The organism is Streptomyces sp. TP-A0874 (genome assembly GCF_001748085.1).
GTDB lineage: Bacteria > Actinomycetota > Actinomycetes > Streptomycetales > Streptomycetaceae > Streptomyces.
On the sequence record NZ_BBZK01000004.1, the window covers coordinates 472874 to 499659 of the forward strand.

Genomic DNA, 26786 nt, shown 5'->3' on the forward strand with positions numbered 1-26786 from the left:
GCGCGGAGCCGTCGTAACCGGCGTTCGTCATCTCGTCCGCAAGTGGCCGCGCCGATAGCATCCGGGCCCATGAACGACGATCTGCGCAACCTCGTCCTCGGTGTGATCGCGGCCGGTATCAGCGCGGCCGTCGGTTGGTTCGCCCGTACGTACCTCTGGCGCCGCACGCTCCGCCGAAAGCAACGCTTCTTCGGACTCCCGGCCAACTCCGAGTGCATGCTGGTGATCAACCAGGCGGCCGGGACCACCTACTGGTCGGTGGCGCGCCGTGACGTGTTCGCCTTGCTGGAGCTCTCCGCCCTGATCAAGGACTGCGAGGCCAAGGCGCGGATCGTGCTCCACGACGCGGCGCAGCAGGGTTTCGGCGACCGGACCGAGTTCTGCATAGGCGGCCCGGTGTCGAACCAGCGGATGGCGGCCCATCTGGAGGCGCTGCTCCCGGGCATCAGGGTCAACACCGACCAGGAGCGCGGCCCGGACCAAGGGGCGTTCGAGGTCGGTGGTGAGACCTACCGGTCGGAACCGGGCAAGACCGAATACGTCATCGTCGCCCGGCTCACCGCGGGTCAGGAGGCCCGTCCCGTCTTCCTCGCCAGTGGCCAGAACGCGATCGCCAACCAGGCCGCCGTGCGCTACCTGACACGGAACCATCCCCGGCTCTACCGCAAGTACGGCGAGGGGAGCTTCTGCCTCCTGCTGAAGGTCATCAACTCCGACTCCTACGGTCCGGACGTCGCCGAACTCGTCACGGACATCACCCGCGCGGCCACGAGCCCCGCACCCGCGACGGCGGGGTGACCCCGGCGGCGGGGCCAGGCCATCCCGCTGTCGCGGCTGCCCGGGCCGGTCGGCCACGGCGCTGTGGAGCGAGCGGTTAGGGTGAGAGTGCAGCAGGTGCGTCTGCGCTGAGCGCGAGGGAGGTCTGGGCGTTGGTGACCGTCAGCTCTTCGCGTACCGCGAACGCCGCCCTCTTCCTGCTTCTGGCGGTGCTGCTTCCGCTGGCCGGGGTGAACTGCCTCGTTGCCGACGCTCCGGCGGCCGCTTCCGCCGCTCCGCCGCCGCGGAGCGCCGAGGTGGCTCAGGGATCGGTCCCGTCCTCCAGCCGGCCGGTGGCCGACACCGTCGGCCCCTCGGGCGACGAAGACCCGGCGGGCGACGGCGAGAGGCTCACCGCGCCCCGCTGCTCCGGCAAGAAGTTCAGCGGCGCCGGGGCCACGCGTTCGCTCGATCACCGCCCCGAACCGGTCGGCCCCTCCCCCGCCGCCGCCGTCGCCGTCGGCAGTCCCGCGGCGGAGCGGCCCGCCGCGGCGCCCGGTCGCGGTGGACCGGCACCGCCTGCCGCGCCCACCCTCGAAAGCCTCTCCGTACTGCGTGTCTAGGACCTGGCCGGCAGCCAGGCCCCGACAGTTCCGCAGAACGGAGTCCTTCCCATGTCCTCTTCCCGCTCACCCCGGCAGGCCGCCCGCACCTTGGCCGCCTGGCCTCGACGCCGCTGGGCGTTCACCGCGCTGACGGCCTCCGCCACCGCGCTGCTGGTCGGTGTGCCGACCGCGGTGGTCCCCAATCCGCTGTTCTCCCGCTCGGTCCCCGTGCAGTGGTGGAACTACCCCACGCTGGCGGTGACCGCCGTGCTCTCCGGGCTCGTCGTCGCCAGCTACCTGCGACTCCCCGGCGACCCGGTGGCGCCGCCCGCCCCCGGTCGGCTCGGGCCGATCGGCGGCGTCCTCTCCTTCTTCGCCGTGGGCTGCCCGGTGTGCAACAAGCTGGTCCTGCTGTTCCTCGGCACCTCGGGCGCACTCAGCTACTGGGCCCCCCTGCAACCGCTCGTAGCGGTGGCCGCGGTGGCGCTGCTCGCCGAGGCCGCGCTCCGCAGGCTCGCCACCGCCGAGGTCTGCCCCGCGCCGGCGTCCGTCTGACCGCCGGTCGGACCTCTCACCACACTCTTTCCACACCTCGCAGGAGACAGCCGTGCCCGTCATTTCCGCATCTGTCCGCCGTCGGCGGATCATCCTCGCCGCAGCCGTCCTGGCCGCGGCCGTACTGGCGGCCGTACTGGCCCTGACCGGCGGCGGCGACCAGGAGGAGAAGGCATCCTCGACCCCCCGTTCCACTTCGACCGACGGTTCCCCGGATCCGGAGGGCGACTACGCCGATCTGGCCCGGCGGGAGGCGAACGACCCGTTCGCCATCGGCCGCGCCGACGCTCCGGTGGTACTGATCGAGTACGCCGACTTCCAGTGCCCGTTCTGCGGTCAGTTCGCTCAGAAGACCCAGCCGGAACTGGTCCGCGACTACGTCGAGCAGGGCAAACTGCGGATCGAGTGGCGGAACTTCCCCATCTTCGGCGCCGAGTCCGAGCAGGCCGCCCGCGCGGCGTGGGCCGCGGGCCAGCAGAAGAGGTTCTGGGAGTTCCACGACCTCCTCTACGCCGCCGAGCCCCGTAAGCGGAACTCCGGCGCCTTCAGTGAAGAACGCCTGGTGGAGTTCGCCCGGCAGGCGGAGGTGCCCGATCTGAAGCGCTTCCGCGAGGACATGGCCGGTGATAAGGCGCACCAGGCCGTCGACCGGGACCAGGAGGAGGGCTACGGCCTCGGCGTCCCCAGTACCCCGGCGTTCCTGGTGGGTGACACCCCGATCCTGGGCGCACAGCCCACCAAGACCTTCAGGGACGCCGTTGAGAAGGCCCACCGATGAACGACGTCGGCTACCTCCTGGCCCTCCTCGGCGGGTTGCTCACACTGCTCAGCCCGTGCAGCGCGCTGCTGCTGCCCGCCTTCTTCGCCTACACCTTCACCACCCCCACCCGGCTGCTCAGGCACACCGGGCTGTTCTACGTCGGCCTGTGCGCCACCCTGGTACCGCTGGGCGCGGCCGGCTCCGTCGCCAGCCGGTTCTTCAACGGTCACCGGGAGCTTCTGGTCGGGCTGGGGGGCTGGACGATGATCGTGCTCGGGCTGGCGCAGATCCTCGGTCTCGGGTTCGGTTCCCGCCGACTCCAGCAGGCCGCCGCCCGGCCGCGGCCGGGCTCGGTCGCCTCCGTGCTGGCCCTCGGAGCGGTCTACGGACTCGCCGGCTTCTGCGCCGGACCGATCCTCGGCGGCATCCTCACCGTCGCCGCCCTGGGCGGCGGCAGCCCCTGGTACGGCGGAAGCCTGCTGGCCGTCTACGCGCTGGGCATGGCCCTCCCCCTCTTCCTCCTGGCACTGCTCTGGGACCGCCTCGACCTGGGACGGCGCGGTTGGCTGCGGGGCCGTCAGCTCACCCTGGGGCGCGTCTCCTTCCACAGCACGTCCCTGTTCGGCGGCCTGCTCTTCATCGCTCTGGGCGCGCTGTTCCTGCTCTTCGACGGCGCGTCGGCGATCCCGTCCCCCCTGAGCGCGGACTCCGAGTTCGCGGTCGAGCAGTGGCTGTCCCGGACGGCCGCGGCGATTCCCGACCGGATGCTCCTGCTCACCGCCGCCCTGCTGGTCGCAGCGGGCGCCCTGGTGGTGCTGCTGCGGAATCTTCGGCACGGCGACAACGGACCGCCTGCGGAGGAGAACGAACACTGATCAGCCCGTGTCCGGTCGAGGGCCGTCCCAGACCTCCCGGGACGGCGCCGAGTTGCCACTCGGGCGGGCTCGTGGGCGGTGTCACGGGCCTGAGCAGCCGCTCCGGGCTCAGCCCTCCCGAACGCCCGCGTATACCTGGGAGAGTTGGGGCGCGCCGCTGGTCGCCCAGCCGAGGCCGACCTCCACCACCTCGAGTTCGCGTCCGCAGACCAGGTGCACGACCGGGGCCCCGTGGTCACGCAGTCGCCAACTCGCACCGCCCACGGTCTGGACGATGACCGTGCCCAGGTAGAACCCGGCGTCGTTGCCCAGCCAAGGTAACTCCTCGGGATCGTCCCGCCAGCGCGGGAGCATCTGGTCCAGGGCCACCAACGACCCAGGGCTGTCGTCGAGTTCGATACCGGCAGCCGCCGCCTGGGCGCGGAGCATCTCGCACTCGGCCAGGAGCGAGGCCATCCCGGAGAGGTCCGCCACGGCTGGGGAGTCGCCTTCCGCTCCAGCGGTGGCAGCGCCATGACGCTTGCGCCAGTTGTCCAGGAAGGGGATGTTCATACCACTAAGGTTCCCACCCCGGCGTGTCGAAGCACTACAGGCGCGCGGAGGCACCGGCCGCCGGCCGGCCGTTGCGGAGCGCCCCTCGGACCGTCTTCTCCCGTACTCCGCGCCTTCATCGGCCGGTCCACCGGAGGATGCCGCGGCCTCAGCCCGGGGAGAGTCAATGTGCTCGTGGCAACACCCCGCAGTCCGCCGGGAAGCGGGTTCGCCCGCTGGGAAGGACCAGCCATGCAGATCAGACTCTGGGTGTCCGCCGTCGCCCTCGCGCTGACCGCCGGGGCGTCTCCCCCGGTGGCCGCCGCGGCCCCGCCGGAGGCGCCCGCCCCCGCCCCCCTCCACCAACTCTTCGACAACAGGGCCGTCAGCTCCGACTCCCGACCGGCCGAGGGCGACTTCGACGGCTCGGGCGGCTCGCTCTCCGCACGGGACCTGGCGGCGGCCGGCTGGGGCCCCGGCCAGCGGATCACCATCGACCGGGCACGGTTGGAGTGGCCGCGCCGGGCCGCCGGAGAACCGGACAACGTACGTGCTGACGGTCAGGCGGTGCGGCTGCGGGGCAGAGCCGAGGCGGTCTCCTTCCTCGTCGCCGGCACCACCGCCGGCGGTGCCGCCCCGGATGCCGCACCGGCGACCGGAAGCGGGCTCATCCGCTACCGGGACGGGTCCCACAGCTCCTATACGCTCACCGCCCCCGACTGGCGCACCGGTCCTCTGGCCACCAAGGCCGTGGGGCTGCCGCACATCAACACCCCCGACGGCCAGTTGACCGAACGGGCGATGCTGTACGTGGTCAGCGTGCCCGCCGATCCGGGCCGGGTGGTGGACTCGGTGGTCCTCCCCAGGGATCCGGGTCCGTGGACCGATCTGCACGTCTTCGCCGTCGCGGTGCGGGAGCCGGCCACCGGCTGGACCGGCAGTTGGTCGGCGAGTACGTCCGGTTACCCGGCCGTCGGCCCCTGGACCGACCAGACGGCGCGGCTGGTGGTGCACACCAGCGGCGGGGGCCCGCGGGTGCGGATCCGGTTGGACAACACCTTCGCCGCCGAACCGGTGGAGATCGGCGGCGCTTCGGTGGCGGTGCAGGGCGGCGGCGCTTCGGCCGCCGCCGAACCGGCGGGGCTGACCTTCGGCGGCCGGGCCGGGGTGGTGCTCCCGGCGGGCGGCCAGGTGTTCAGCGACCCGCTGGAGTTCCCGGTTCCCGCGGACACGAACCTCCTGGTCAGCATCCACCTGCCCGGCCCGGTGCGGGCGGCCCCGGTGCACAGCCAGGCGCAGCAGCGCTCCTTCCTGAGCCCGGCGGGCAGCGGAGACCGCACCGCGGACCGTGACGGGGCGGCCTTCGAGGAGAGCCTGACGGTCTATCCGCTCCTCACCGGTGTCGATGTCGGTGGCGGGCCGGGCTCGGTGGTGGCGCTCGGAGATTCGATCACCGACGGGAACGGGTCGACGGTGGACGGGAACCGGCGCTGGCCGAACGTCCTGGCCCGGCGGCTCCAACAGCAGCGGGAGGTGCCCCGCTACGGGGTGCTGAACCAGGGGATCTCCGCCAACCAGGTGGTGGCCGACCGCTACCCCGGGGACGGGGTGAGCGGTGACACCGGCGGGGTGAGCGCTCAGCACCGGCTGGAGCGGGATGTGTTGGCGCAGACCGGGGTCCGCACGGTCGTGGTCTTCCAGGGGATCAACGACCTGCGCTGGGGTACCTCGGCCGAATCGGTCACCGCCGGGCTGCGGTCGATCGCGGACCGGTCACACGCCCGGGGGCTGCGGGTGGTGGCCGCCACGATCGTCCCCTGCGAGGGGTACGCGGACTGCACCGCCGAGGTGGACGCCGGACGCGCCGCCGTCAACGCCTTCCTCCGGCAGCACGCCGGCGAGGGCGGCGTCTTCGACGCGGTGGTGGACTTCGACGCCGTCCTCCGGGACCCCGACCGGCCGACGCGGATGCTGCCGCGCTACGACAGCGGCGACCATCTCCATCCGGGCGACGAGGGTCTCCGGGCGCTCGCCGAATCGATCGATCTGCGCCTCCTGGTGCCGCGCCGGTGAACCGTACGGCCGGGTGCCGGGGACTCCCGCGCCCGGCCGCCCGTACCGCGGCGCCGGTCAGAGGTCCAGGTCAGGTCAGAGGTCCAGGTCCACCACGACCGGGGCGTGGTCGGAGGCGCCTTTGCCCTTCCGCTCCTCCCGGTCGACGTAGGAGTCCCGGACGGCTGCGGCGAAGGGGGCGTTGCCGTAGACGAGGTCGATGCGCATACCGCGGTTCTTCGGGAAGCAGAGCTGCCGGTAGTCCCAGTAGGTGTAGGGGTGGTCGTACTTCAGCGGGCGGGGCACGACGTCGGAGAGCCCGGTGTGCCGGAGCGCCGCCAGCGCCTCCCGCTCGGCGCCGGTCACATGGGTGGACTCGGTGAAGACCGCCGGGTCGTAGACGTCCGCGTCGGTGGGGGCGACGTTGAAGTCGCCGAGGACGGCGAACGGCCGGGGGCCCGCGGCGTCTCCGGCCGCGGCCTCGCGCAGCGCCTCCAGCCAGCGCAGCTTGTAGCCGTAGTGGGCGTGGCCGACCTCCCGGCCGTTGGGCACGTAGACCGACCAGAGACGGACCGGCCCGCAGGTGGCCGCTATGGCGCGGGGCTCGACCACCCCCTCGTACTCGGGGGCCCCGGGCAGGCCCACGGTGAGGTCGGCCAGCCCGACCCGGGAGACCACGGCGACGCCGTTCCACCGCCCCGAGGCGTTGACCGCCGCCTCGTAGCCGAGTTCCCGCAGCGGTTCGAAGGGGAACTGGGCCTCCCCGCACTTGGTCTCCTGTATACAGACCACGTCGGTGCCGCTGCTCTCCAGCCAGGCGAGCAGCCGGGGCAGCCGGGCGGTGATCGAGTTGACGTTCCAGGTGGCGATGCGCATGAAGCCGAATCTACCCGGCCGCTCGGACAGCCCCGGTCAGGGCCGTCCGGGCGGTCACAACAGGGTCGACTCCCCCACCGCCATCCTGCCGTGCTCGGCACCCGCCACCCCGGGTCCCTGCGGACCGAGGAGCCGGTCGTAGACCGGGCGGCCGGTCTCCGAGAGCAGCGCGTCGTGGACGTCGATGGCGCGGGTGGGCGCGACCTCCCGCAGGTAGTCGATGACCTCCGACACCTTGCTCCAGGGCGCGTGCACCGGCAGCATCAGCGTCTCGACCGGGCGACCGGGCACGGTGAAGGCGTCCCCGGGGTGGAAGACGGCACCGTCGAGCAGGTAGCCGACGTTGGTGATCCGTGGGATGTCCGGGTGGATCACGGCGTGCAGTTCGCCGTGCACCTCCACCTCGAAACCGGCGGCGGTGAAGGTGTCGCCGTGGCCCACCGCCTCCACCCGGCCCGGAAAGGCGGCCGAGAGTTGGCCGGCGACGCTTCGCGGCGCCCAGATCCTGGCCTCCGGGCTCGCCTCCATGGCGGCCCGGAGGCGGGGCTCGTCGAAGTGGTCGGGGTGCTCGTGGGTGACGAGCACCGCGTCCGCCCCGACCGCCGCGTCGGCCTCGCTGAACCCGCCCGGATCGATCACCAGCGTCCGGTCGTCCTTCTCGAGCCGGATGCAGGCATGGCCCTTTTTGATCAACTGCACTGCTCGGTCCTCCAGTGCGGGGGGGTCCCGCGGTCGGTGTGCCTCCGGGGACCATCCTGCTACTCCTGCGGCCCGGTCTCCTCCCGAATCACCTGCTGCGCCACCTTGAAGGCGGAGTTCGCGGCCGGCACCCCGCAGTAGATCGCCGTCTGCAGCAGGACCTCCTTGATCTCGACCGGGGTCAGACCATTGCGCAGCGCGGCCCGGGTGTGGAAGGCGAGTTCGTCCAGGTGCCCGCCGCCGACCAGTGCGGTGAGCGTGACGACGCTGCGGGTGCGGCGGTCGATGGCCGGCCGGGTCCACACCTCACCCCAGGCGTATCGGGTGATGAACTCCTGGAATTCGGCGGTGAAGTCGTCGATCGAGGCGGAGGCCCGGTCCACGTGGTCGTCGCCCAGGACCGCGCGGCGCACCTCCATGCCGGGGCCGTACGGGTCCGGCCGGTCGGCGGGCCGCTGCCCGGGGCCGGTCGGGGCGGCGCCGGGTTCCGGGGCGGAGGACGACGAGGGGGAAGAGGACATGGACAGCGTTCTCACTCCATAGCGGTTCCGGCACCCGGTGTCCGGTGCCTGCGGCTGGGTGATCGGCCGGAGCGGCCGATCAGGGGACGATGGTGGAGACCACGTAGATCATCGGATGGGCCCGGTTGCTGAGGTCCACGGTCACATCCAGTTCCGGTTCGGGTCTGGGCTGGGTGACGGTGGTCCCCGCCCAGTCGGCGGCGGTGGTGGGGGCCGGGGAGGCCGCCCGGCTGGAGGCGGACGGCCGACCGGGGCCCAAGCCCCAGTCGACGGTCGCGGCCTCCTGCTCGCTGATCGTGACCTTCCCCTCGGTGAGCGCCTCGCGGTCGGTCCCGATGTTGCGCAGGAAGCGGTTCAGGCCGTCCTCCGAGGTGACGAACTGGACGTACATCTTGCTCGTCTTCCAACTGTTCGTCTCATAGAAGGCCACGTCGGCGGAGTAGTGCTCGATGGGCACGTCGTAGATCCGCCGGGCGACCTGCGAGGGCCAGCCGTCGGTGAGACCCGTGGCGGCCGCCCTGGCCTGCTTCTCCCGGCCGCTCTGCCGGCTCTGGGCGCCGGAGAGCACGATGTACCCCGCCGGGATGCCGATGAGCAGGACGACGATCAGCAGGGTGAACCAGCGCCGGCGGACGCTGGGGCCCGGCGGGCGCTCCTGCGGCCGCTGTTCTCCGGTGGTCATGCGCCCCGCCCTCCACGCACCGCCTGTGCGTAGCGCTCGTACCGTGCGTAACGCTCGACCCGGCGGCGGTTGGCCCGCCGGAAGCGGCGGGCGACCAGCCGGGCCAGGTCGGCGGCGCCGACCAGCCCCGCGTCGTTGCCGAGCTGGGCCCGGACGATCCTGGCCTCGGGCCGGTAGCCCCGTCCGGTGAGGTGCCGGCGGTACGCCTCCCGGGCCGGGCGGATCAGCAGGTCGTCGGCGGCGCTGACACCGCCGCCGATGACGAAGCAGGACGGGTCCAGGGCGGCGGCCAGGTTGGCGATGCCCACGCCGAGCCACTGGCCGATGTCCTCGAGCAGCTCGACGCACATCGCGTCGCCCTCACGGGCCAGCTCGGTGATGAGCGGGCCGGTGATCTCGGAGATGTTGCCCCCGACCCGGTCGTTGATGTTGTGGGCGACCGGGGAGTCCGCCGCGGCGAGCTCGCGCGCCTCGCGGACCAGCGCGTTGCCGGAGCTGTACTGCTCCCAGCAGCCGCGGTTCCCGCACGGGCAGCGGTGCCCACCGGGAACCACCTGCATATGGCCGAACTCGCCGGCGACCCCGTACCGGCCACGCTTGACCTGGCCTTCCTCCAGGATCGCGCCGCCGATGCCGGTACCCAGAGTGATCATGGTGATATGGTCCTCGCCACGACCGGCGCCGAAGCGCCACTCCCCCCAGGCGGCGCTGTTCGCGTCGTTGTCGACCATCACCGGCACGGCGAGGCGGGCGGTGAGCGCGTCCCGGAGCGGCTCGTTGCGCCAGGACAGGTGGGGGGCGAAGAGCACACAGGACCGCTCGGCGTCGACCCAGCCGGCCGCGCCGATGCCCACCGCGTGCACATCGTGCCGGTCGGAGAGGTCCAGCACCAGCTCGACGATGGTGTCCTCGACGACCTTGGGGCTCTTCGACTTGTCGGGCGTCTCCGCCCGGGCCTTCTCCAGGATGTGGCCGTCGGCGTCGACCACCCCGGCGGCGACCTTGGTGCCTCCGATGTCGACACCGACGGTGGGGACGCGGGGCGCGCTCAGGTGCGATCTGCGCTCTCGCGTGCCCACGGTGCGTAGAACGGTGGCTCGGGCCGGTCCCCGGTGGGTCAGCTCGCGGTAGGTGCTCATCGGGCTCGCATGGTCGTCTCGGGGGTGAGTGGTCCGGTTCTCCGGCTGTCAGGCGATTCTGCCTCACCGGGGCGCCGTGACGCACGGCGGTGGGGCCGGCCGCGACCGGCCCCACCGGTGCACTTTCACTGCGCCGCGCCCTCCCCGGCCGGCTCCTCCCGCTCCGCGGGCGCCGGATCGGGGGCCGTCCCGCCGCCCGGCGGACGGAGGTGTTCGGGCACCGGCGCCCGCTCCAGTTCGTGGCTGAGTTCCTCCAGCTCCGAGCCGCCGGCCATCTGGCGGGTCAGCTCGTCCAGGGTGATCTCGGAGCGGTCGTAGCTGCCGGCCATCGTCCCGCGTTTGAGCAGGACGAAGCGGTCGCCCACCAGATGGGCGTGGTGCGGGTTGTGGGTGATCAGGACGACGCCCAGGCCGGCGTCGCGGGCCGCGGCGACGTACTTCAGGACGACGCCGGACTGCTTCACCCCGAGGGCCGCGGTGGGTTCGTCCAGGACGAGCACCTTGGCGCCGAAGTAGACCGCCCGGGCGATCGCCACGCACTGCCGTTCCCCGCCGGAGAGCGTGCCGATGGGCTGGTCGACGTCCCGCAGGTCGATCCCCATGCGCAGCAGTTCGGTGCGGGTGGTCTCCCGCATCCGGGCCACGTCGAGCCGTTTGAACGGCCCGATCCCCTTGCACGGCTCCGAGCCGAGGAAGAAGTTCCGCCAGACCGGCATCAGCGGGACGACGGCGAGGTCCTGGTAGACGGTGGCGATGCCGGCGTCGAGGGCCTCCCGGGGAGAGCCGAACCTCCGCTCCCGGCCTTCGAGGGCGAAGGTGCCGCCGTCGTGCTGGTGGAGCCCGGCGACGATCTTGATGAGGGTGGACTTGCCGGCGCCGTTGTCCCCCAGGACACAGGTGATCGCACCGGCGTCGACCGCCAGGTCCACCCCTTCGAGAGCCCTGATGTTGCCGTAGTACTTGCTGACCCCGGTCAGCTCGATGAGGGCGCTCATCTCGTCGCCTCCGCCCGCTTGCGTACCCATGCGTTCAGGAGCGTCGCCAGCAGCAGCATCCCGCCGAGGAAGAACTTGAACCAGTCGGGGTTCCACTGGGCGTAGACGATGCCCTTGTTGGTCATGCCGAAGATGAAGGCGCCCACGGCGGTGCCGATCGCCGAGCCGTAGCCGCCGGTCATCAGACAACCGCCGATCACGGCGGCGATGATGTAGAGCAGTTCGTTGCCCACCCCCTCCCCGGACTGGACCACCTCGTAGTTGAAGAGGAGGTGCTGTCCGGAGAGCCAGGCGGAGAAGGCCACCGCCATGTAGAGCCCGATCTTGGTCCGCTTGACGGGCACGCCCACCGCGCGGGCCGCCTCCGCTCCGCCGCCGACCGCGAAGATCCAGTTGCCGGCGCGGGTGCGCAGCAGGACCCAGGTGGCCACCCCCACCAGCAGGACCCACCAGACCACGGTGATCTGCACGCTGACCCCACCCAGCGGAATCCGGGAGGCGAACAGGGCGCGGGCGGAGGCGAAGCCGTCCATGTCGCCGATCGACTTGGTGGACACCTTGCCGCTGATCAGCTTGGTGAAGCCGAGGTTGAGCCCGGTGAGCATCAGGAAGGTACCGAGCGTGATGATGAAGCTCGGCAGTCCGGTGCGGGTGAGCAGGACTCCGTTGAACACCCCGATGCCGAGCGTCACCACCAGGGAGACTGCGACCCCGGCCCAGACGTTCGCCGTCATCTGGTAGCTGAACATCGAGGAGATCAGCGCCGAGGAGGTGACCATCACACCGGCCGAGAGGTCGAACTCGCCGCCGATCATCAGCAGTCCGACCGGCGCCGCCATGATGCCGAAGATCGAGGAGGCGTACAGCACGGTGGTGAGGCTGGGCGCGCTCAGGAAGCTGTCGGCGACGAGTGAGAAGAAGACGAACACCGCCGCCGCGCCGACCACCGCGCCCAGTTCCGGCCGCCCCAGCAGCCGGCGAGCGAGCGAGGTGCGGACGAGGCGTTCGTCCCCGACGGCCGTGGCCGCGGTCATCGGGTGCCCCGATCGGCGTACTCAGCCAGGGCCCCGGCGTCCTCCCTGGTCACGACCTGCGGACCGGTCAGTACGGGCTTGCCGCCGCCGAGCGCGTGGGCGTTGTACAGCTGGAGCCAGAGCAGGTCGACCGCCTCGTAGCCCTGGAGGTACGGCTGCTGGTCGACGGCGAAGCCGAGGTCGCCCTTGGAGAGGGACTTGGCGACGGTGGCGTTGAGGTCGAAGGTGTCGATCTCGACGTCGCTGCCGGCACTCTCCTTAGCCTTGACGGCGGTGGCCGCGAAGGGCGCGCCGAGCGTGACGACGGCGTCCAGGCTCTTGTCGGACTGCAGCTTGGCCTCGATGGAGGACTGCACGGCGGGCATGTTGGTGCCTTGCACGTAGAGGTTCTCCAGCTTGCCGTCGAAGGTCTTGCGGGCCCCGTCGCAGCGCTGTTCCAAGCCGACGTTGCCCTGCTCGTGGAGGACGCAGACGCCCTTCTTCAGTCCGCGTTCGTTGAGTTCCTCGCCGACGGCCTCGCCGGCGATGGTCTCGTCCTGTCCGATGTGGGTGAGGGCGCCGAACTCCTCGGACTCCGCCGATCCGGAGTTGATGGTGATGACGGGGATGCCGGCCTTGACGGCCTTGGTGACGACGTCCTTCATCGCGGACGGTTTGGCGAGGCTGACGATCAGGCCGTCGACCTTCTGGTCGATCATGGACTGGGTGAGCTGTGCCTGCTCCTGGCCCTCGGCGTGGTGGGCGTAGAGGAACTTGACGTTGTCCTTGGCGGCGGCCTGCTCCGCACCGCGCTGGACGATGTCCCAGAAGGTGTCCCCGTCACCGGAGTGCGTCACCATGGCGAAGGTCCACCGCGGGGTGTCCACGGCGCCGCCCTTGCCGCCCGCCCCGCTCTTGGAGCCCTCCTCGGCCTCCTTCCCGCCGCTGCTGCTGCACCCCGCCAGGGCCGCGCCCAGCACCGTCGCCAGCACCGCGCCCGCCAGGCGCCTTCCTATCCGAACGCTTGCCACGTGACGTCCCTCTCTCGTTCTGCTTCCCGTTGCGGCCGGGTCATGGATCCGGCCGAACAAAGTATCGGCCACCACCGACCGGATGTGGCCGGTGCGTCAGCGTCGGGAGTAGTGCGGCACCAGACGGCGGGGTCAGGGGCGGACGAGGAGTTGGAACTCGAAGGCGTAGCGGGAGGCGCGGTACACGTGCGAGCCGAACTCGACCGCGCGCCCGGTGTCGTCGAAGGTGGTGCGCTCCATGGTGAGCAGCGGGGCTCCGGGCGACTCACCGAGCCGCTCCCCCTCGTCCGCGGTCGCCGCGCGGGCGCCCACCGACTGCCGGGCGCTGTGCAGGGTGATCCCGGCCTCGCGCATCAGCCGGTACAGGCCGGTGCCCTGCAGCCGGCGGGTGTCCAGCTCCAGGAGCCCGGTGGGCAGGTGGTTGCGCAGGTGGGCCATGGGTTCGCCGTGCGCCAGCCGGAGCCTTTCGATCAGGACCACCTCGGCGCCCTCGGCCACCCCGAGCGCGGCGGCGACCTCGGCGGTCGCCGGCTCGGTGGTGTTGCGCAGCACCCGGGTGGTGGGGCGCTGGCCGGCCGCCTCCAGGTCGTCGTAGAGGCTGCTCAGTTCCAGGGGGCGTTTGACCTGGCTGTGCACCACCTGGGTGCCCACTCCGCGACGGCGGACCAGTAGGCCCTTGTCCACGAGGGACTGGATGGCCTGCCGCACCGTGGGCCGGGAGAGCCCCAGCCGGCCGGCGAGTTCGATCTCGTTGCCCAGTAGGCTGCCGGGGGCGAGCCCGCCGCGCTCGATCGCGGCTTCGAGTTGCTGGGCCAGCTGGAAGTAGAGCGGGACCGGGCTGCCTCGGTCCACGCCGAGCTGAAGGGCCTGAGCCGCCCCGGTCCGGTCTCCCTCGCGCTTCGCCACGGGGTGAGCGTAGTCCCCTGAACTGATGACGGGTAGCGGCGAGGTCAGATTGTCCGGACAAAGCATTGACACCTGATCGTCCAGCAAGCAGGTTGGGCCCATGCGCATCGGACTCATCGGCAGCGGACGGATCGGCACCTTCCACGGAGCGGTGCTGGCGGGACACCCGGCGGTCGACTCACTCGTCGTGGCCGACGCCGACCCCGCACAGGCCGCGCGGGCCGCGGAACAGTTCGGCGGCACCGCCGTTCCCTCGGTGGCGGACGCCTTCCATTCCGGGCTGGACGCCGTGGTGATCGCGGCCGCCACCGCAGCCCACGCGGAGTTGATCGGCATGGCCGCACGCGCCGGGCTGCCGGCCTTCTGCGAGAAGCCGATCGCCCTGGACCAGGCGGGCACGACCGCGGCGCTGCGGGAGGTGGAGGCTTCCGGCACCGTGCTCCAACTCGGCTTCATGCGCCGCTTCGACGCCGGGTACACGGCCGCCCGTGAGGCGGTCCGGTCGGGCCGGCTCGGGCGGCTGCACACCGTACGCGCCGTGACCTCGGACCCCGCGCCGCCGCCGGCCGCCTACCTGCCGCTGTCCGGGGGGCTCTACCGTGACTGCCTGGTGCACGACTTCGACATCCTCCGCTGGGTCACCGGACGGGAGGTCGTCGAGGTCTACGCGGTGGGTTCGGACGCCGGCCCGGCCATGTTCCGCGAAGCGGGCGACGTCGACACCGCCGCCGCGCTGCTGACCCTGGACGACGGCACCCTCGCCACCGCCACCTCCACCCGCTGCAACGGGGCCGGTTACGACGTGCGGATGGAGTTGGCCGGGGAGTTGGACCAGCTCTCCGTGGGCCTGGACGCCCGGACGCCCCTGACCTCGCTGGAGCCCACGGGACCCACCGCCCCGGAGGCCCCCTGGCCCGGTTTCCTGGAGCGGTTCGCCCCGGCCTACCGGGCCCAGTTGGAGACCTTCCTCCAGGTGGCGCGGGGCGCGGCGGCCAACCCGTGCGACGGCCGCGAGGCGCTGCACGCACTGGAGGTGGCCGAGGCCTGTGAGTTGTCCCGGCGGGAACGGCGCCCGGTCCGGATCAGCGAGATCACCGCACTGCGTGAGCCCTGAGGGTTGTCCCGTAATCCCCGGTGGATCAGCGCACGACGGCAGATGCGGTGCATCGCAAGGCGGAGGGACGTCCCGATACTGGGCGTATCAGGATGTTCCGACAACGCGGCGAGGTGCCGTAGCTGTCGTCGTGCGCCCACCAGGGATTACGGGACAACCCTTAGGGTGCGCCGTTCGCAGCTCCGCGGATATCGAGGATCGGCATCTGTGCCTTCGACCGCGAGGCGCCGGAGAGTTCCCGCGGAGATCCGGACGACACGTCCCAGGCCCCGCCTCCGCCCGGCGATCAGTCGTCGCCGCCGGACCGCTCGGCCCCCTCGGCCACGAGCGCCCGCAGTCGGCGGTGGAAGCCGAAGACCCGGCGTTCCCGAGCGGTCACCGAGGCCATGACGCGCTCCCGGCGCTCGGTGCTGACCGCGCGCAGGTAGGTCTCGTCCTCGAACAGCCCGGTGTCGGCGATCTCGTGCAGCGCCAGGAAGCTCGGCCCCGCCCCCTCCAGCAGGCGGTACCGGCGGGTGCGCCACCACCCCTCGATGGAGTGCAGCAGCGGGATGTGCTCCTCGGTGTACCAGGAGTGGAGGGCCTCCTCGTCCGTCGTGCTCAGCGCCACCGAGAGCAGCACCGCGGGAGCGGTCGGCGGGCGGCCGTGGTCGTCGACGAGTCCGTAGACCCGGCGGTCCAGCGTGGCCAGTCGGCTCACCAGCTCCGCCTCGTAGCGGCTGCGCTGCCGCACCCGCTGGTACTCGGGGCCGCTCAGCGCTCCCGGGGCCAGCTCGTAGGTGGCCAGCCAGCCCGGCGCGCGGTCGTCCAGCGCCCGGTAGCGCCGCCCGTCCTCGATACCGGGCACGCCCATCCGGGCCGGGCCGTGGTCCTGGTCGTACCAGGTGTGGAACTCCTCCAGCGGCACGGCGCCGGGCTCCGAGAGCACGTACAGCAGTTGCTCGCTCATGTATCCGTCCTTCCTTTCCAGGAGCTGGGGTAGCGTCGTCGGGTACGGCGGCCGACCGGCCGGTTCCGATGGGGAGGCGCAAGGTGTCGAGGCAGGATCCCGACGTCATCGACTCGGTGGAGAAGGCCTTCCGCCTGCTCCAGGTGTTCTCCGCCGAGCGTCCGCAGCTCACCATCAGCGCCGCCGCCGAGGCGACGGGGTTCAGCCGCGCGACGGCACGCCGACTGCTGCTCACCTTCGAACGCCTCGGTTTCGCCGAGAGCGACGGCCGGGACTTCCGGCTCACCCCGCGGGTGCTGCGGTTCGGGTTCGGCTACCTGTCCGCGCTGCCGTACTGGGAGAGTGCGCAGCCCCATATGCGGGAGCTCGCCGACGAGTTGCGGGAGTCCTGCTCGATGGCGACGTTGGACGGGGAGGAGATCGTCTACGTGGCCCGGGTGCCGGCGGCCCGCAGCATGTCGATCACACTCAGCGTCGGTTCCCGACTGCCGGCCTACGCGACGTCGATGGGCCGGGTGCTGCTGGCCGCGGCGCCCCCGGAGCAGTTGGCCGCGCTGCTGGAGAAGGCGGAACTGCCCAGGCTCACCGAGCACACCATCACCGACCCGCAGGCCCTGACCGAGGAGCTGGCCAGGGTCCGGGCCCAGGGTTTCGCGACGGTCGACGGAGAACGCGAGGAAGGGGTCCGGTCGGCCGCCGCGCCGGTTCGCGGCCGGGGCGGGCGGGTGCTCGCCGCGATCAACGTCTCGGCGAACGCGGCCCGGATCTCGATGGCCGAGCTGCGCAGCGAGTGCGTGCCGCGGCTGGTGGAGACCGCGGCCGCCATCTCCGCCGAACTCCGTTTCACCGGGCCGCCCTGAGCCCCGGCCGGTCACCGGGCCGCCTCCCGCACCGCCACGGGGTGTTCAGGCAAAGTCGAAGCACTCCGTGGGGTTGTCCACCAGGAGCCGGCGGAGCGCCTCGGAGTCAGGGGCGATCTGCTCCAGCAGGTCCACCAGATCACCGTCGTCCGGCATGAAACCGTGTGTGTTGGGGTGCGGGAAGTCGGTGCCCCACACGACCCGGTCGGGGGCGTGCTCGGCGAGCCGGCGGGCCAGCCGGGCCGAGTCGTCCATGGCCGGCGGGTGCTGCGCCAGCCGGTCGGAGCCGCTGAGCTTGACCCACACCCCGCCGGTGGCCAGCAGTCGCTGGAGCGCCCGTACCGGCTCACTGTCCAGCCCCTGCCGGAGGTCCACCCGCGCCATGTGGTCGATGACCACCGGCAGCGGCAGCGAACGCACCATCTCCTCGTAGTCGGCGATGCCGTCGCCGGCCAGGTGCAGGGCGATGTGCCAGCCGTAGGGGCGCACCAGCTCGACCACGGCCCGGACGTCCTCCTCCGAGGGAGCGCTGCCCAGGTGGGGGGTGAAGTGCAGCCGGGCGCCGCGCACACCGGCCTCGTGGAGCCGCTCGACCTCCCGGCTCCCGGTGGCCGGGGTCACGATCGCCACACCGCGGTAGCGCCCGGCCCCCTCGGCCAGCGCCGCCAGCAGCGCCGAATGGTCGCTGCCGTGGCAGGCCGACTGGACGATGACCGCCCGTTCCAGGCCCATCTGGTCGTGGAGAGCACGCAGCCGGGCCTCGGGTACCTCCACCGGGGTGAAGGTCCGCTCGGGGGCGTACGGGAAGTCGGCGATCGGGCCGAAGATATGACAGTGGCTGTCACACGCCTGGGCGGGCAGGCGGAGGCGAGGGGTGCGCGGCTCCTCGACCGGACCCGGGCAGGTGATCTCCTCCGGCGCGAGCCGCTTCTTCTCCGAAGGCATGGGAGTTACTCCGTTCTCGCTGGCAGGGCCAGCTCGCTGGATTTGCTGGGCGGCGGGACGGCGGTCCCGGCCGGGCGCAGCCGGACGGCTGCTGCGGCGACCGTACTCGCCGCGCGGAAACGATTCGGCACCCGGCCGGCGGGGCTCAGTCGCACCGGGCGGTCATCCCTCCGTCGACCACGATCTCGGTGCCGGTGACGAAGCGCGCCTCCTCGGAGGCGAGGAAGAGCGCCGCGTAGGCGGTGTCCCGGCCGTCTCCCATGAAGCCGAGCGGGATCCTGGACTGCCGCTGGGCGAGGAGCGCCTCCACATCGCCGCCGGTGCGCTGGCCGGCGAGCCGCGCCTCGACCATCGGGGTGTGGAGTTGGCCGGGCACCACGGTGTTGACCCTGATCCCGTCCGCCGCGTACTGCACCGCGGTCACCCGGGAGAACTGGATGACCGCGGCCTTGGCCGAGGCGTATCCCACCTGGGCGGAACCGGTCCAGCGGAGCCCGGAGGTGGAGGCGGTGTTGACGATCGCCCCGCCGCCGCGCCGCACCATGGCGGGGATGGCCTGCCGGCAGGTGAGGTAGACGCTGGAGAGGTTGAAGTCCAGCTGCGCCCGCCAGTCCGCTTCGGAGAGTTCGACGGGGCCGCCGGGCCGGGACCCTCCGACGTTGTTCACCAGGACGTCCAACCCTCCACCCCACTCCTCGCAGGCCGTGACCGCCGCGGCGACCGAGGCGGCGTCGGTGACGTCGCAGAGCGCGGTGCCCACCTTGCCGCCCTCGTCCCGGACCATGGCAGCGGTGGTTTCGAGGGCTTCGGCGTCCCGGTCGATGGCGAACACGGCGGCCCCCTCACGGGCGAAGAGCACCGCTGCGGCGCGCCCGTTCCCCCAACCCGGTCCGACGCTGCCCGCGCCGGTGATCAGGGCCGTCTTCCCAGCCAGCCTGCCGGCGCTCACGCGCCCGCTCCGCTCCGGTCGCCCGTCTCCGCCGCCGGCGGCTGTCCGACGCCCACCTCCAAGGCCACCAGGAAGCGGGAGACCAGGTTGTAGGTGCCGACGGTAGCCGTCAGCTCGACGATCTGACGCGGGTCGAAGTGCTCGGCGAGGCGATCGAAGACACCCTGCGGAACGCTCACTTCCGATGTCATGGCGTCGGTGTAGTCGAGCGCCGCCCGCTGCTCGGCGGTGAGCGCGGACCGGTCAGCTCCGCGGCGCAGCGCACCCACCTGCTCGGCGGTCATGCCCGCCTTGCGGGCCACCGGCTCGTGCGCGTTCCACTCGTAGGCCGCGCCGTTGAGTTCGGCCACCCTCAGGATGGCCAGTTCGCGGATGCCGGCGGGCACCGTGGTGGCGGTGCGGACGGCTCCGAGCAGTTGGTTCCAGCCGTCCGCGATCGGCGGACTGTGCAGCAGCATGCCGTCCAGCGGGGTGAGCCGGCCGCCTCTGCGCTGCCGTATCCGCTCGGCGACCTCGCTGTTGTCGACGACGTAGTCGAGCCGGGCCATGGGTGTCCTCTTCACTGTTCTCGGGGGTGTCGCGGGTTCGGGTTGCGGACCTGTCCTGGTCCGGGGAGAGCTCCTGGTCGCGGCCTCGCGGGAGCGGGTCCCGGGTCTGGGAGGGCTTCGCGCCGGGGCCGGGTCGGAGCGGTCTGGTCAGGAGCTCAGCGGCTCGGGCACCCGCGGGGCGTCGGCGTCCGCCCGGTCCACGGGCGGGGTCTCCCCCGAGAGCAGGGCGTTGGCGCGCTCGCGGTCGAAGACGCCCTCCCAGCGGCTGACGACGATGCTGCCGAGGATCTGACCGGTGAGGCTGACCAGGCCGCGCATGGTGGACATGAAGCGGTCCACGCCGAGGATCAGCATGATGCCGGCCACCGGCACCGCGGCGGTCGTCGAGAGGGTGGCCGCCAGGATGACGAAGCCTGCCCCGGCGACGCCCGCGCTGCCCTTCGAGGTCACCATGAACACGGCCAACAGGGCGATCTGCTCCCAGAGGGAGAGGTTCACGTCGAAGGCCTGGGCGATGTAGAGCGAGGCGAAGCCCAGGTAGAGGCAGACCCCGTCGCCGTTGAAGGCGTATCCGGAGGGAACGACCAGGCCGACGATCCGCTTGGGGCAGCCGAGGTTGGTGAGCTTCGTCATCAGCTGCGGCATCACGGCCTCGTAGTTCGCCGTGCCCAGGGTGATGAGCAGCTCCGCCTTGAAGTAGCGGTAGAGCTTGAAGACGTTGACCCCGCACACCCAAGCGACCAGCCCGAGGACCACGACGGAGAAGAAGACCCCGGTGCACCAGAACAGCACCACGACCTTGCCGAGGCTCAGCAGGGTGTCCGTGCCGAACGCCCCGACGGTGTAGGCCATCGCGCCGAAGGCACCCAGCGGCGCGAGGTACATGATCAGCCGGACGATGCCGAAGACGGCCTCGCCCACCCGGTCGATCCCCCGGACCAGCGGTTCGCCCCGCTTGCCCAGCGCCCGCACGGCGATGGCGAAGAGGATGGAGACCAGCAGCACCTGCAGCACGTTGCCCTCGACGAAGGCGCCCACCAGGCTCTTGGGGATGATGCGGACCAGGAAGTCGTACCAGTGCTGCGACTCACCGGTCTGGACGTACTCCGCGGCGGCGCCGCTGAGCTGGATCTCGTCCGGATCGGCGTGCACTCCGACCCCCGGAGAGAACACGTCCATCACCACCAGCCCGATGATCAGCGCCAAGGTGGTCAGGACCTCGAAGTAGACGAGGGCCTTCACCCCGACCCGGCCCACGCCGGCGAGTTCCCCGGCCGAGGCTATGCCGGTGACGATCGTGCAGAAGATCACCGGAGCGATGAGCATCTGGATCAGCGAGATGAATCCACTGCCCACGGGCTCCAGGGAGGCGCCGACCCCCGGGGCTGCGAAGCCGACTACCGCACCGAGAAGGATCGAGACCAGCACGGTCACGTAGAGGCGCGAGGTGAAGGCACTCTTGAGAATGGATCGGGACGACACAACCGTCTCCCTTGACTCTGTTCTACTGACGAACATTTGGGCGTCCTGCGAACGTCAGTATCAAGCCAGTGCCGGAAGTGGTCAAGAGTCAATTCCGGTAGGTCGCTGGAAGAACCTCACCCGCCGACCGGGCAGCTGGCTGCCCGGCGGCTTTCCGAGGCCGCCGAGGGCCCGGAAACGGTCGGTCAGTCGCGGGATCCGCGGAGCCGGTGCTCAGACCGCGGTCGTGGAAACGGACCGGTCGGCCAGGACCGGGGGGCGGGTGCCGAACCGGACCGGAAGCCGACGCGGCCCCCGGATCAGCATCCCCTCGTGCCAGATCAGCGACGCCGGATGAGCGTCGAGGGCCAGCTCCGGACAGTGCTCCAGCAGCCCGCGGATCGCGGTCCGGGCCTCCAGGCGGGCGAGCGCCGCCCCGAGGCAGAAGTGGATGCCGTGACCGAAGGCGATATGGCCGCCCGGTGGGCGGTGGATGTCGAAACGGTCCGGCTCCGGGAAACGCCCCGGGTCGCGGTTGGCGTCGGCCAGGGCCACCAGCACGAGTTCGCCGCCGCCGGGGATGACCGTACCGCCGATCTCCACCGGTTCGGTGGCGAACCGGTAGGTGGGGGTCTCCACCGGTCCGTCGTACCGCAGCATCTCCTCCACCGCCCGGTCGATCAGGGAGAGATCGGCCCGCAGCGCGGCCAGTTGCTCGGGGTGGCGGAGCAGCGCCAGCACGCCGTTGGCGATCAGGTTGACGGTGGTCTCGTGCCCGGCGACCAACAGCAGCCAGACGGTGCCCAGCAGTTCCTCCCGGGAGAGGCGGTCGCCTTCCTCGTCCCTGGTCCGGATCAGGGCGCTGAGCAGATCCTCGCCGGGCCGCCGCCGCTTCTCCTCCAGCAGCCACTCCAGGTATCCGAGGGAGGCCGCCGCCGCGGCTTCCCGGCGGACCGGATCGTTGCACGCCACCGCTTCGTTGGACCACCGCCGGAAGGAGTCGCGGTCCAGGAAGGGCACCCCGAGCAGTTCGCAGATCACCGCCATCGGCAGCGGGAAGGCGAGGGAGTCCACCAGATCCGCCCGTCCGTCGGGGGCGGCCGACATCTCCGCCAGGAGTCCGTCCGTCAACTCCCGCACCCGGGGCGCGAGCGACGCGACCCGACGCGGGGTGAACTCCCTGGTGACCAGCTTGCGCAGCCGGGTGTGGTTGGGCGGGTCCGAGTTCAACATGTGCGTACTGGCGACGAAGTTGGACACCGACATGGCCTCGGAGGCGTTGCGCCAGTCCTTGGAGAGTCCGGGGGCGGCGAGCGCCTGGCGGGCCGCCTCGTGGCCGACCACGAGCCAGGCCTCTCCGCCCTCCGGAGTCCTGACCCTGTGCACCGGCCCCCTGGAGCGCAGTTCGGCGTAGACCGGATACGGATCGCGGCTGAAGTCCTCGCCCAGCGCGGCCAGGTCGATCGAACTCTCCGGTGCCATGGCGGCCATCCCATATCGTCGGAAGGCACCACGGTAAGCCGCGTCACCGCGGGCGCGGCAAGGTCGTGTCGGCGCGACGAGCGGCGCGCCGGGGGCCGAGGAGCGCGCGGGGAGCGGTCGGACGCTCGTTGGGCGTGTGCGCGCCATCGGCGCCGGGCGGAGGTCATCGGACGGCGTCCTGGGGAATCTCCCCGCGGAACCGCCCGTCCTCCCCTCCCCCCGGGGCCCCGAGGAGGCGGGCCATCGCCTCGTCGAGCCGCCGCCGGAGCGCGGCGGTGTCCGGGGCCAACGCGCTGAACAGCGCCCCCCGCCCGGGAAGTTCCATCAGCGCCCCCTCCGGACCGCGCAGGTCCGCGGCGAGGGCGCCCCCGCTCCGCACGGCCGGGTCGACCACGAGCAGGGTCCCGGTGGTCCGCAGGCCCCCGGTGACGGCCGGCCCGTCCCAGCCCGGGGCCGGTGGTCCCGCCCGGAACTCCTGGTCGTAGAGCGGACGCTCCCCGCAGAGGACGCGCAGCCGCTGCCGGTACGCGCCCGGGCGCTCACCGTGCCGGCCGAAGAGCACCTCCTCCCGTACGACGATCCGGGCGGCGGGGTCCAGTGCGATCCGGACGTCCGTGAGGTGGCGGCAGCCCTCGGCGGCGATGGCCGGCTCCGGGAGCCAGGCCAGCGCCGCGCCCGCGCCCACCCGGATGCGGATCTCGAGCCGCGACTCCCCTCCGCGGGGACCGGGGAGGAGCAGCGTCGAGGAGACCTCTCCCAGGTAGAGGGCGCTCCCGGCCCCCACGCGCACCTCCAGGCGCAGCCGGTCGCCACCGAGCGGCCCGGCCGCACCGGCGGTCAGATGGACGGCGGCGGGTTCGGTCTCCCGGCACACCCAGTCGGAGGCGGGGCCCGGAGCCAGCGGTGAGGTGCTGCGGAGCATCAGCGGCCAGCCCGAGCGCAGTTCCACGACGCGCGTACGCGCCCTGCCGTTGCCGGGGGCGGCCTCCGTGGCGAGCCGTGCCGACGCCTTCTGCACCCCGCCTCCTCAGCCGCCGACCGCGGCCAGCCGGTCGCGCACCCATGCCGTGACCGGAGCGGCCTGTGGGTCCTCGACGAGGGAGAGGAAGCACACCGGGGCGTCGCCGCGCTGCGCCTCGGCGTCGCGGGCCATCACCGACAGGTCGGCTCCGACCTGCTCGGCCAGGTCCGTCTTGTTGATGACGAGCAGGTCCGAGGTGATGACTCCCGGACCACCCTTCCGCGGGACCTTGTCCCCGCCGGCGACGTCGACGACGAAGATCTGGTGGTGGACCAGGCCGTGGCTGAAGGTCGCGGTGAGGTTGTCCCCGCCGCTCTCGATGAGCATCAGGTCGAGCGGCGGAAGGCTCTCTTCGAGGTCCTCGACGGCTTCGAGGTTGGCCGAGATGTCGTCGCGGATGGCGGTGTGCGGACAGCAGCCGGTCTCGACGGCCCGTACGCGTTCGGTGGGCAGGACGCCGTTGCGCAGCAGGAAGTCGGCGTCCTCGGTGGTGTAGATGTCGTTGGTGACGACGGCGAGCCGGGCTTCGCCGGCGAGCGCGCGGCACAGCGCGGCGACGAGAGCGGTCTTGCCGGAACCGACCGGGCCGCCCAGCCCGATGCGCAGCGGCCGTCCGGGGGTGTGCGGGAGCCGACCCGGCGCATGGTCCGGATCGGGGTGGGCGTGTGTGTGCTGTTCGACTTCTTCGGTGGTTTCAGGACGCAAAGAGACGCACCTCCCAGGCGGCGTGTACTTCGGCGGAGACGTCGAGCAGCGGAGCACCGTAGGCGGGCAGTTCCGCCGGCGGGGCGTCGGCGAGTGCGGTGGCCGCCACGGCGAGGTCGTCCAGCGCCGGGGCGAGTCGGGCGAGTACGGAGTGCACGGCGTACGGGTCCAGCCCCAGCAGCCGCACGGCCGCCGTGGCCGGCCCGGCGGCGGCCTCGTGCAGTGCGGCGGCCGCGGCCGCGCCGGGGGTGAGGCCGAGGACGGCGGCAGTCACCCCCAGGACGACCGGCTGGTGCGGTCCCTCGGGCAGGGCTCCGGCCAGCGCGTCGAGGCGCGGATCGGGCCGTACCGCGCGGGAGGCCCGCAGGAGTTGGCGCCCGAGTCTCCGGGAGGTGTCCCGGAGTGCGGGAGCCGGGGTGCGCGCGCCGAACTCGGCGTCCAGTTCGATGATCCGCGCCGGGAGGCCGGGGCCGCGGCCGGCCCCCGCGCACGCGGCGGCGGTGAAGGCGGCGGTGGTCGCGCCGCTCGTGGCGACGCGACCGCGGAGGAACCCCTCAAGGCTGCGTGTGTCCCACACCTGCTTGGCGGAGACCGCCGCCTCCAGGCCGCCGGAGTGGGCGTGGCTGCCGGCGGGGAAGCGCCCGTCCGCGACGAGCAGCAGGGCCGCCAGCCCCGGCGCGCCGGCCTCGTCCGCCATGTCAGTAGAGGAAGTAGCGGTGCGTCATGGGCAGTTCGGTGGCCGGCTCGTGGTCGACGACCTGTCCGTCGATGCGGACGGTGAAGGTGTCCGGGTCGACCTCGATGGAGGGCAGGGCGTCGTTCTCCGGGAGGTCGGCCTTCGTACGCCCGCGCATGTTCTCCACCGGGACCAGTTTCCGGTCGACCGCCAGCCGGTCGGCGATCCCGTCCTCGATCGCCGCCGGTGCGACGAACGCCACGCTGGTGGCCGCGGCGGCCCGGGTCTGGACGTTGTAGCCCATCCTGGGCAGCACCGGCTGCGGGGTCGGAACGGCACCGTTCGGGTCGCCGAGGAGCGCCATCGCCGGCATGCCGGACTTGTAGACGGCCGTCGGCCTCACGCCGAAGAGCGAGGGCTCCCACAGGACCAGGTCGGCGAGCTTGCCCGGTTCGACCGATCCGACCTCGCGCTCCAGCCCGTGGATGATCGACGGGACGATGGTGTACTTCGCGACGTAGCGGCGGGCGCGGTGGTTGTCCGCGCGGTCGTCGCCGGGGAGCGGTCCGCGCAGCTTCTTCATCAGGTGCGCGGTCTGCCAGGTCCGCCGTACGACCTCACCGAGCCGGCCCATGGCCTGGGCGTCGGAGGACATCGCCGAGATGGCGCCGATGTCCTGCAGGATGTCCTCGGCCGCCATGGTGGAGGCCCGAACCCGGCTTTCGGCGAAGGCGAGCTCGGCCGGGATCTTCGGGTTCAGGTGGTGCGCGATCAGGCAGATGTCGAGCTGTTCGTCGGCGGTGTTGACGGTGAAGGGCCGCGTCGGCGTCGTCGAGGACGGCAGGACGCAGGACTCACCGGCGATGCGGATGATGTCGGGAGCGTGGCCGCCGCCGGCTCCCTCGGTGTGGAAGGCGTGGAAGTTGCGGCCGCGGACGGTCCGCATCAGGTCCTCGACGAATCCGGCCTCGTTGAGGGTGTCGCTGTGGATCGCCACCTGCACGCCCGCGGCCTCCGCCACCCGTAGCGCCGTGTCGATCACGGTGGGGGTGGCACCCCAGTCCTCGTGGCACTTGAAGCCGCCCACTCCGGAGCGCAGCTGCTCCCAGAGTGCCTCCTCGGAGACGGTCGTGCCGCGGCCGAGGAAGAGGACGTTGACGGGCCAGGGGTCGAACCCCTCCAGCATCCGCTCCATCCACCAGCCGGCCGGGGTCGCCAGCGCGGCCTTCGAGCCGTCGGTCGCTCCGGTGCCGCCGCCGACGAGTGTGGTGCTGCCGACCTCCAGGGCCAGCAGCGACATGTCGGGGCCGACGAAGTGCACGTGGGTGTCGACGGTCCCGGCGGTCATGATCAGGCCGCTGCCGTTCACCATCTCGGTGGACGGCCCGACGACGAGATCCGGGTGCACGCCGTCCATGACGTCCGGGTTGCCGCACTTGCCGAGGGCGACGATCCGGCCGTCCCGGATCCCCACGTCGGTCTTGACGACGCCCCAGTGGTCCAGCACCACCACACCGCTGATCACCAGGTCCGGGGTGCCCTCGGCTCGGGTGGCGTGGGACTGGCCCTGCGACTCACGGCCCGACTTGCCGCCTCCGAAGACGGTTTCGTCGCCGCCGACGCAGCGGTCCTCCTCCACCTCGATGAAGAGGTCGGTGTCGGCGAGCCGGATCCGGTCACCCTTGGTGGGACCGAGGGACGCGACGTACTGCTTGCGGTCGATCTCAGTCATCGAGGGACCCTCCGCAGGCTCCGCGCAGGCCCCGCACGACGCGCCGGCCGGCCAGGGGGACGAGTTCGACGTCCATCCTCGCGCCCGGGTCGAAACGGAGCATGCCACCAGCGATCATGTTCATCCGGTGGCCCCAGGCGCTCTCCCGGTCGAACTCCAGCGCCGGATTCGTCTCCGCGAAGTGATAGTGGGAGCCGACGGTGATGGGGCGGTCGGCGGTGTTGACCACCGAGACCGTGATGACGGGCCGTCCCTCGTTGATGACCACCGGGCCCTCGCCGTAGATGATCTGACCGGGTGTCCCGAGGTTCTCGCCGGAGTCCGCGCCGGGCTGCACCAGGCCGATCG

The 26786-nt window shown here is 72.0% G+C and carries 28 protein-coding genes and 1 pseudogene; 8 read left to right on the forward strand and 21 right to left on the reverse strand.

Going from position 1 to position 26786, the window contains the following annotated elements; genetic code table 11:
• Positions 1–69 precede the first annotated feature (69 nt).
• The 5 genes from BGP73_RS06150 to BGP73_RS06170 all read left to right on the forward strand — a co-directional run bounded on the left by BGP73_RS06150 (position 70) and on the right by BGP73_RS06170 (position 3551).
• Positions 70–798 carry a hypothetical protein gene (locus BGP73_RS06150; protein ID WP_069812432.1) on the forward strand — a complete coding sequence of 243 codons (729 nt, stop codon included), beginning with the start codon at positions 70–72 and terminating at the stop codon, positions 796–798.
• Positions 799–932: 134 nt separating this feature from the next.
• Positions 933–1379 (forward strand): hypothetical protein, encoded by a 447-nt coding sequence (locus tag BGP73_RS06155; protein ID WP_139134527.1) that lies wholly within the window; start codon positions 933–935, stop codon positions 1377–1379.
• 51 nt (positions 1380–1430) lie between these two features.
• Positions 1431–1916, forward strand: a complete 486-nt coding sequence (locus BGP73_RS06160; RefSeq protein ID WP_069812434.1) for a hypothetical protein — start codon at positions 1431–1433, stop codon at positions 1914–1916.
• Between the two features lie 52 nt (positions 1917–1968).
• Positions 1969–2694 (forward strand): DsbA family protein, encoded by a 726-nt coding sequence (locus tag BGP73_RS06165; protein WP_069812435.1) that lies wholly within the window; start codon positions 1969–1971, stop codon positions 2692–2694.
• Positions 2691–3551 (forward strand): cytochrome c biogenesis CcdA family protein, encoded by an 861-nt coding sequence (locus tag BGP73_RS06170; RefSeq protein WP_069812436.1) that lies wholly within the window; start codon positions 2691–2693, stop codon positions 3549–3551. The genes BGP73_RS06165 and BGP73_RS06170 overlap by 4 nt, the downstream gene beginning before the upstream one ends.
• A gap of 108 nt (positions 3552–3659) precedes the next feature.
• Here the strand turns inward: BGP73_RS06170 and BGP73_RS06175 are convergent, their stop codons facing one another.
• Positions 3660–4103 (reverse strand): DUF6278 family protein, encoded by a 444-nt coding sequence (locus BGP73_RS06175; RefSeq protein ID WP_069812437.1) that lies wholly within the window; start codon positions 4101–4103, stop codon positions 3660–3662.
• A gap of 231 nt (positions 4104–4334) precedes the next feature.
• On the opposite strand from BGP73_RS06175, the gene BGP73_RS06180 reads away from it, so the two are divergent.
• A complete protein-coding gene (locus BGP73_RS06180) occupies positions 4335–6155 on the forward strand; it encodes an SGNH/GDSL hydrolase family protein (protein WP_069812438.1) in 1821 nt (606 codons plus the stop codon).
• A 75-nt stretch (positions 6156–6230) separates the two neighbouring features.
• On the opposite strand, the gene BGP73_RS06185 is transcribed toward BGP73_RS06180, so the two are convergent.
• From BGP73_RS06185 to BGP73_RS06225, 9 genes and pseudogenes are all read right to left on the reverse strand, one after another.
• The gene (locus tag BGP73_RS06185) at positions 6231–7010 is read right to left on the reverse strand and encodes an exodeoxyribonuclease III (protein ID WP_069812439.1); all 780 of its coding nucleotides are present in this window, start codon (positions 7008–7010) and stop codon (positions 6231–6233) included.
• Positions 7011–7064: 54 nt separating this feature from the next.
• Complete coding sequence (locus BGP73_RS06190; RefSeq protein WP_069812440.1) at positions 7065–7709, reverse strand: MBL fold metallo-hydrolase; 645 nt, start codon at positions 7707–7709, stop codon at positions 7065–7067.
• A gap of 59 nt (positions 7710–7768) precedes the next feature.
• A pseudogene (pcaC, locus tag BGP73_RS06195) lies at positions 7769–8155 on the reverse strand (4-carboxymuconolactone decarboxylase); the annotation flags it as partial.
• Between the two features lie 154 nt (positions 8156–8309).
• Positions 8310–8912 carry a hypothetical protein gene (locus BGP73_RS06200; protein WP_069812441.1) on the reverse strand — a complete coding sequence of 201 codons (603 nt, stop codon included), beginning with the start codon at positions 8910–8912 and terminating at the stop codon, positions 8310–8312.
• Complete coding sequence (locus BGP73_RS06205; protein ID WP_069812442.1) at positions 8909–10051, reverse strand: ROK family glucokinase; 1143 nt, start codon at positions 10049–10051, stop codon at positions 8909–8911. Before BGP73_RS06205 ends, BGP73_RS06200 begins: the two co-directional genes overlap by 4 nt.
• A 125-nt stretch (positions 10052–10176) precedes the next feature.
• Entirely contained in the window at positions 10177–11046 is an 870-nt protein-coding gene (locus tag BGP73_RS06210) for an ATP-binding cassette domain-containing protein (protein WP_069812443.1), read from the reverse strand.
• Positions 11043–12080: an ABC transporter permease gene (locus BGP73_RS06215; protein ID WP_069812444.1), complete on the reverse strand. Its 1038-nt coding sequence runs from the start codon at positions 12078–12080 to the stop codon at positions 11043–11045. Before BGP73_RS06215 ends, BGP73_RS06210 begins: the two co-directional genes overlap by 4 nt.
• Positions 12077–13090: a sugar ABC transporter substrate-binding protein gene (locus BGP73_RS06220; RefSeq protein ID WP_079127247.1), complete on the reverse strand. Its 1014-nt coding sequence runs from the start codon at positions 13088–13090 to the stop codon at positions 12077–12079. The genes BGP73_RS06215 and BGP73_RS06220 overlap by 4 nt, the downstream gene beginning before the upstream one ends.
• Before the next feature lie 132 nt (positions 13091–13222).
• On the reverse strand, positions 13223–13942 hold the full coding sequence (locus BGP73_RS06225) for a GntR family transcriptional regulator (RefSeq protein ID WP_069812965.1): 720 nt from the start codon (positions 13940–13942) through the stop codon (positions 13223–13225).
• A 154-nt stretch (positions 13943–14096) separates the two neighbouring features.
• On the opposite strand from BGP73_RS06225, the gene BGP73_RS06230 reads away from it, so the two are divergent.
• Positions 14097–15110 carry a Gfo/Idh/MocA family protein gene (locus BGP73_RS06230; RefSeq protein WP_069812446.1) on the forward strand — a complete coding sequence of 338 codons (1014 nt, stop codon included), beginning with the start codon at positions 14097–14099 and terminating at the stop codon, positions 15108–15110.
• A 286-nt stretch (positions 15111–15396) separates the two neighbouring features.
• Here the strand turns inward: BGP73_RS06230 and BGP73_RS06235 are convergent, their stop codons facing one another.
• Positions 15397–16059 carry a hypothetical protein gene (locus tag BGP73_RS06235; protein WP_069812447.1) on the reverse strand — a complete coding sequence of 221 codons (663 nt, stop codon included), beginning with the start codon at positions 16057–16059 and terminating at the stop codon, positions 15397–15399.
• A gap of 83 nt (positions 16060–16142) precedes the next feature.
• Between BGP73_RS06235 and BGP73_RS06240 the strand changes: the two genes are divergently transcribed.
• Positions 16143–16919, forward strand: a complete 777-nt coding sequence (locus tag BGP73_RS06240; protein WP_079127248.1) for an IclR family transcriptional regulator domain-containing protein — start codon at positions 16143–16145, stop codon at positions 16917–16919.
• A 45-nt stretch (positions 16920–16964) separates the two neighbouring features.
• Here BGP73_RS06240 and BGP73_RS06245 read toward each other — a convergent pair whose 3' ends face one another.
• From BGP73_RS06245 to BGP73_RS06290, 10 genes are all read right to left on the reverse strand, one after another.
• A complete protein-coding gene (locus BGP73_RS06245; protein ID WP_069812449.1) occupies positions 16965–17864 on the reverse strand; it encodes an amidohydrolase family protein in 900 nt (299 codons plus the stop codon).
• Positions 17865–18009: 145 nt separating this feature from the next.
• Entirely contained in the window at positions 18010–18813 is an 804-nt protein-coding gene (locus BGP73_RS06250) for an SDR family NAD(P)-dependent oxidoreductase (protein ID WP_069812450.1), read from the reverse strand.
• Positions 18810–19361 (reverse strand): carboxymuconolactone decarboxylase family protein, encoded by a 552-nt coding sequence (locus BGP73_RS06255; protein WP_069812451.1) that lies wholly within the window; start codon positions 19359–19361, stop codon positions 18810–18812. The genes BGP73_RS06250 and BGP73_RS06255 overlap by 4 nt, the downstream gene beginning before the upstream one ends.
• A gap of 147 nt (positions 19362–19508) precedes the next feature.
• Positions 19509–20843 (reverse strand): C4-dicarboxylate transporter DctA, encoded by a 1335-nt coding sequence (gene dctA, locus BGP73_RS06260; RefSeq protein ID WP_079127249.1) that lies wholly within the window; start codon positions 20841–20843, stop codon positions 19509–19511.
• 213 nt (positions 20844–21056) lie between these two features.
• Complete coding sequence (locus BGP73_RS06265) at positions 21057–22304, reverse strand: cytochrome P450 family protein (RefSeq protein WP_069812967.1); 1248 nt, start codon at positions 22302–22304, stop codon at positions 21057–21059.
• Positions 22305–22467: 163 nt separating this feature from the next.
• Positions 22468–23322, reverse strand: coding sequence for an urease accessory protein UreD (locus BGP73_RS06270; RefSeq protein WP_069812453.1), 855 nt, complete (start codon positions 23320–23322; stop codon positions 22468–22470).
• A gap of 9 nt (positions 23323–23331) precedes the next feature.
• Positions 23332–24030: an urease accessory protein UreG gene (ureG, locus tag BGP73_RS06275; protein WP_069812454.1), complete on the reverse strand. Its 699-nt coding sequence runs from the start codon at positions 24028–24030 to the stop codon at positions 23332–23334.
• Positions 24020–24727 (reverse strand): urease accessory protein UreF, encoded by a 708-nt coding sequence (locus tag BGP73_RS06280; RefSeq protein WP_069812455.1) that lies wholly within the window; start codon positions 24725–24727, stop codon positions 24020–24022. The genes ureG and BGP73_RS06280 overlap by 11 nt, the downstream gene beginning before the upstream one ends.
• Before the next feature lies 1 nt (position 24728).
• A complete protein-coding gene (locus BGP73_RS06285) occupies positions 24729–26438 on the reverse strand; it encodes an urease subunit alpha (RefSeq protein WP_069812456.1) in 1710 nt (569 codons plus the stop codon).
• The gene (locus BGP73_RS06290) at positions 26431–26775 is read right to left on the reverse strand and encodes an urease subunit beta (RefSeq protein ID WP_069812969.1); all 345 of its coding nucleotides are present in this window, start codon (positions 26773–26775) and stop codon (positions 26431–26433) included. The genes BGP73_RS06285 and BGP73_RS06290 overlap by 8 nt, the downstream gene beginning before the upstream one ends.
• Positions 26776–26786: the final 11 nt, after the last annotated feature.

Bases quoted from the DNA above. Each gene is read 5' to 3' on its own strand.
- BGP73_RS06180 (WP_069812438.1), top strand. From the start codon at position 4,335: ATGCAGATCAGACTCTGGGTGTCCGCCGTCGCCCTCGCGCTGACCGCC.
- BGP73_RS06205 (WP_069812442.1), bottom strand. From the start codon at position 10,051: ATGAGCACCTACCGCGAGCTGACCCACCGGGGACCGGCCCGAGCCACC.
- BGP73_RS06230 (WP_069812446.1), top strand. From the start codon at position 14,097: ATGCGCATCGGACTCATCGGCAGCGGACGGATCGGCACCTTCCACGGA.
- BGP73_RS06210 (WP_069812443.1), bottom strand. From the start codon at position 11,046: ATGAGCGCCCTCATCGAGCTGACCGGGGTCAGCAAGTACTACGGCAAC.
- BGP73_RS06245 (WP_069812449.1), bottom strand. From the start codon at position 17,864: ATGCCTTCGGAGAAGAAGCGGCTCGCGCCGGAGGAGATCACCTGCCCG.
- BGP73_RS06215 (WP_069812444.1), bottom strand. From the start codon at position 12,080: ATGACCGCGGCCACGGCCGTCGGGGACGAACGCCTCGTCCGCACCTCG.
- BGP73_RS06200 (WP_069812441.1), bottom strand. From the start codon at position 8,912: ATGACCACCGGAGAACAGCGGCCGCAGGAGCGCCCGCCGGGCCCCAGC.
- BGP73_RS06285 (WP_069812456.1), bottom strand. From the start codon at position 26,438: ATGACTGAGATCGACCGCAAGCAGTACGTCGCGTCCCTCGGTCCCACC.
- BGP73_RS06265 (WP_069812967.1), bottom strand. From the start codon at position 22,304: ATGGCACCGGAGAGTTCGATCGACCTGGCCGCGCTGGGCGAGGACTTC.
- BGP73_RS06280 (WP_069812455.1), bottom strand. From the start codon at position 24,727: ATGGCGGACGAGGCCGGCGCGCCGGGGCTGGCGGCCCTGCTGCTCGTC.
- BGP73_RS06160 (WP_069812434.1), top strand. From the start codon at position 1,431: ATGTCCTCTTCCCGCTCACCCCGGCAGGCCGCCCGCACCTTGGCCGCC.
- BGP73_RS06175 (WP_069812437.1), bottom strand. From the start codon at position 4,103: ATGAACATCCCCTTCCTGGACAACTGGCGCAAGCGTCATGGCGCTGCC.
- BGP73_RS06185 (WP_069812439.1), bottom strand. From the start codon at position 7,010: ATGCGCATCGCCACCTGGAACGTCAACTCGATCACCGCCCGGCTGCCC.
- BGP73_RS06150 (WP_069812432.1), top strand. From the start codon at position 70: ATGAACGACGATCTGCGCAACCTCGTCCTCGGTGTGATCGCGGCCGGT.
- BGP73_RS06170 (WP_069812436.1), top strand. From the start codon at position 2,691: ATGAACGACGTCGGCTACCTCCTGGCCCTCCTCGGCGGGTTGCTCACA.
- BGP73_RS06255 (WP_069812451.1), bottom strand. From the start codon at position 19,361: ATGGCCCGGCTCGACTACGTCGTCGACAACAGCGAGGTCGCCGAGCGG.
- BGP73_RS06235 (WP_069812447.1), bottom strand. From the start codon at position 16,059: ATGAGCGAGCAACTGCTGTACGTGCTCTCGGAGCCCGGCGCCGTGCCG.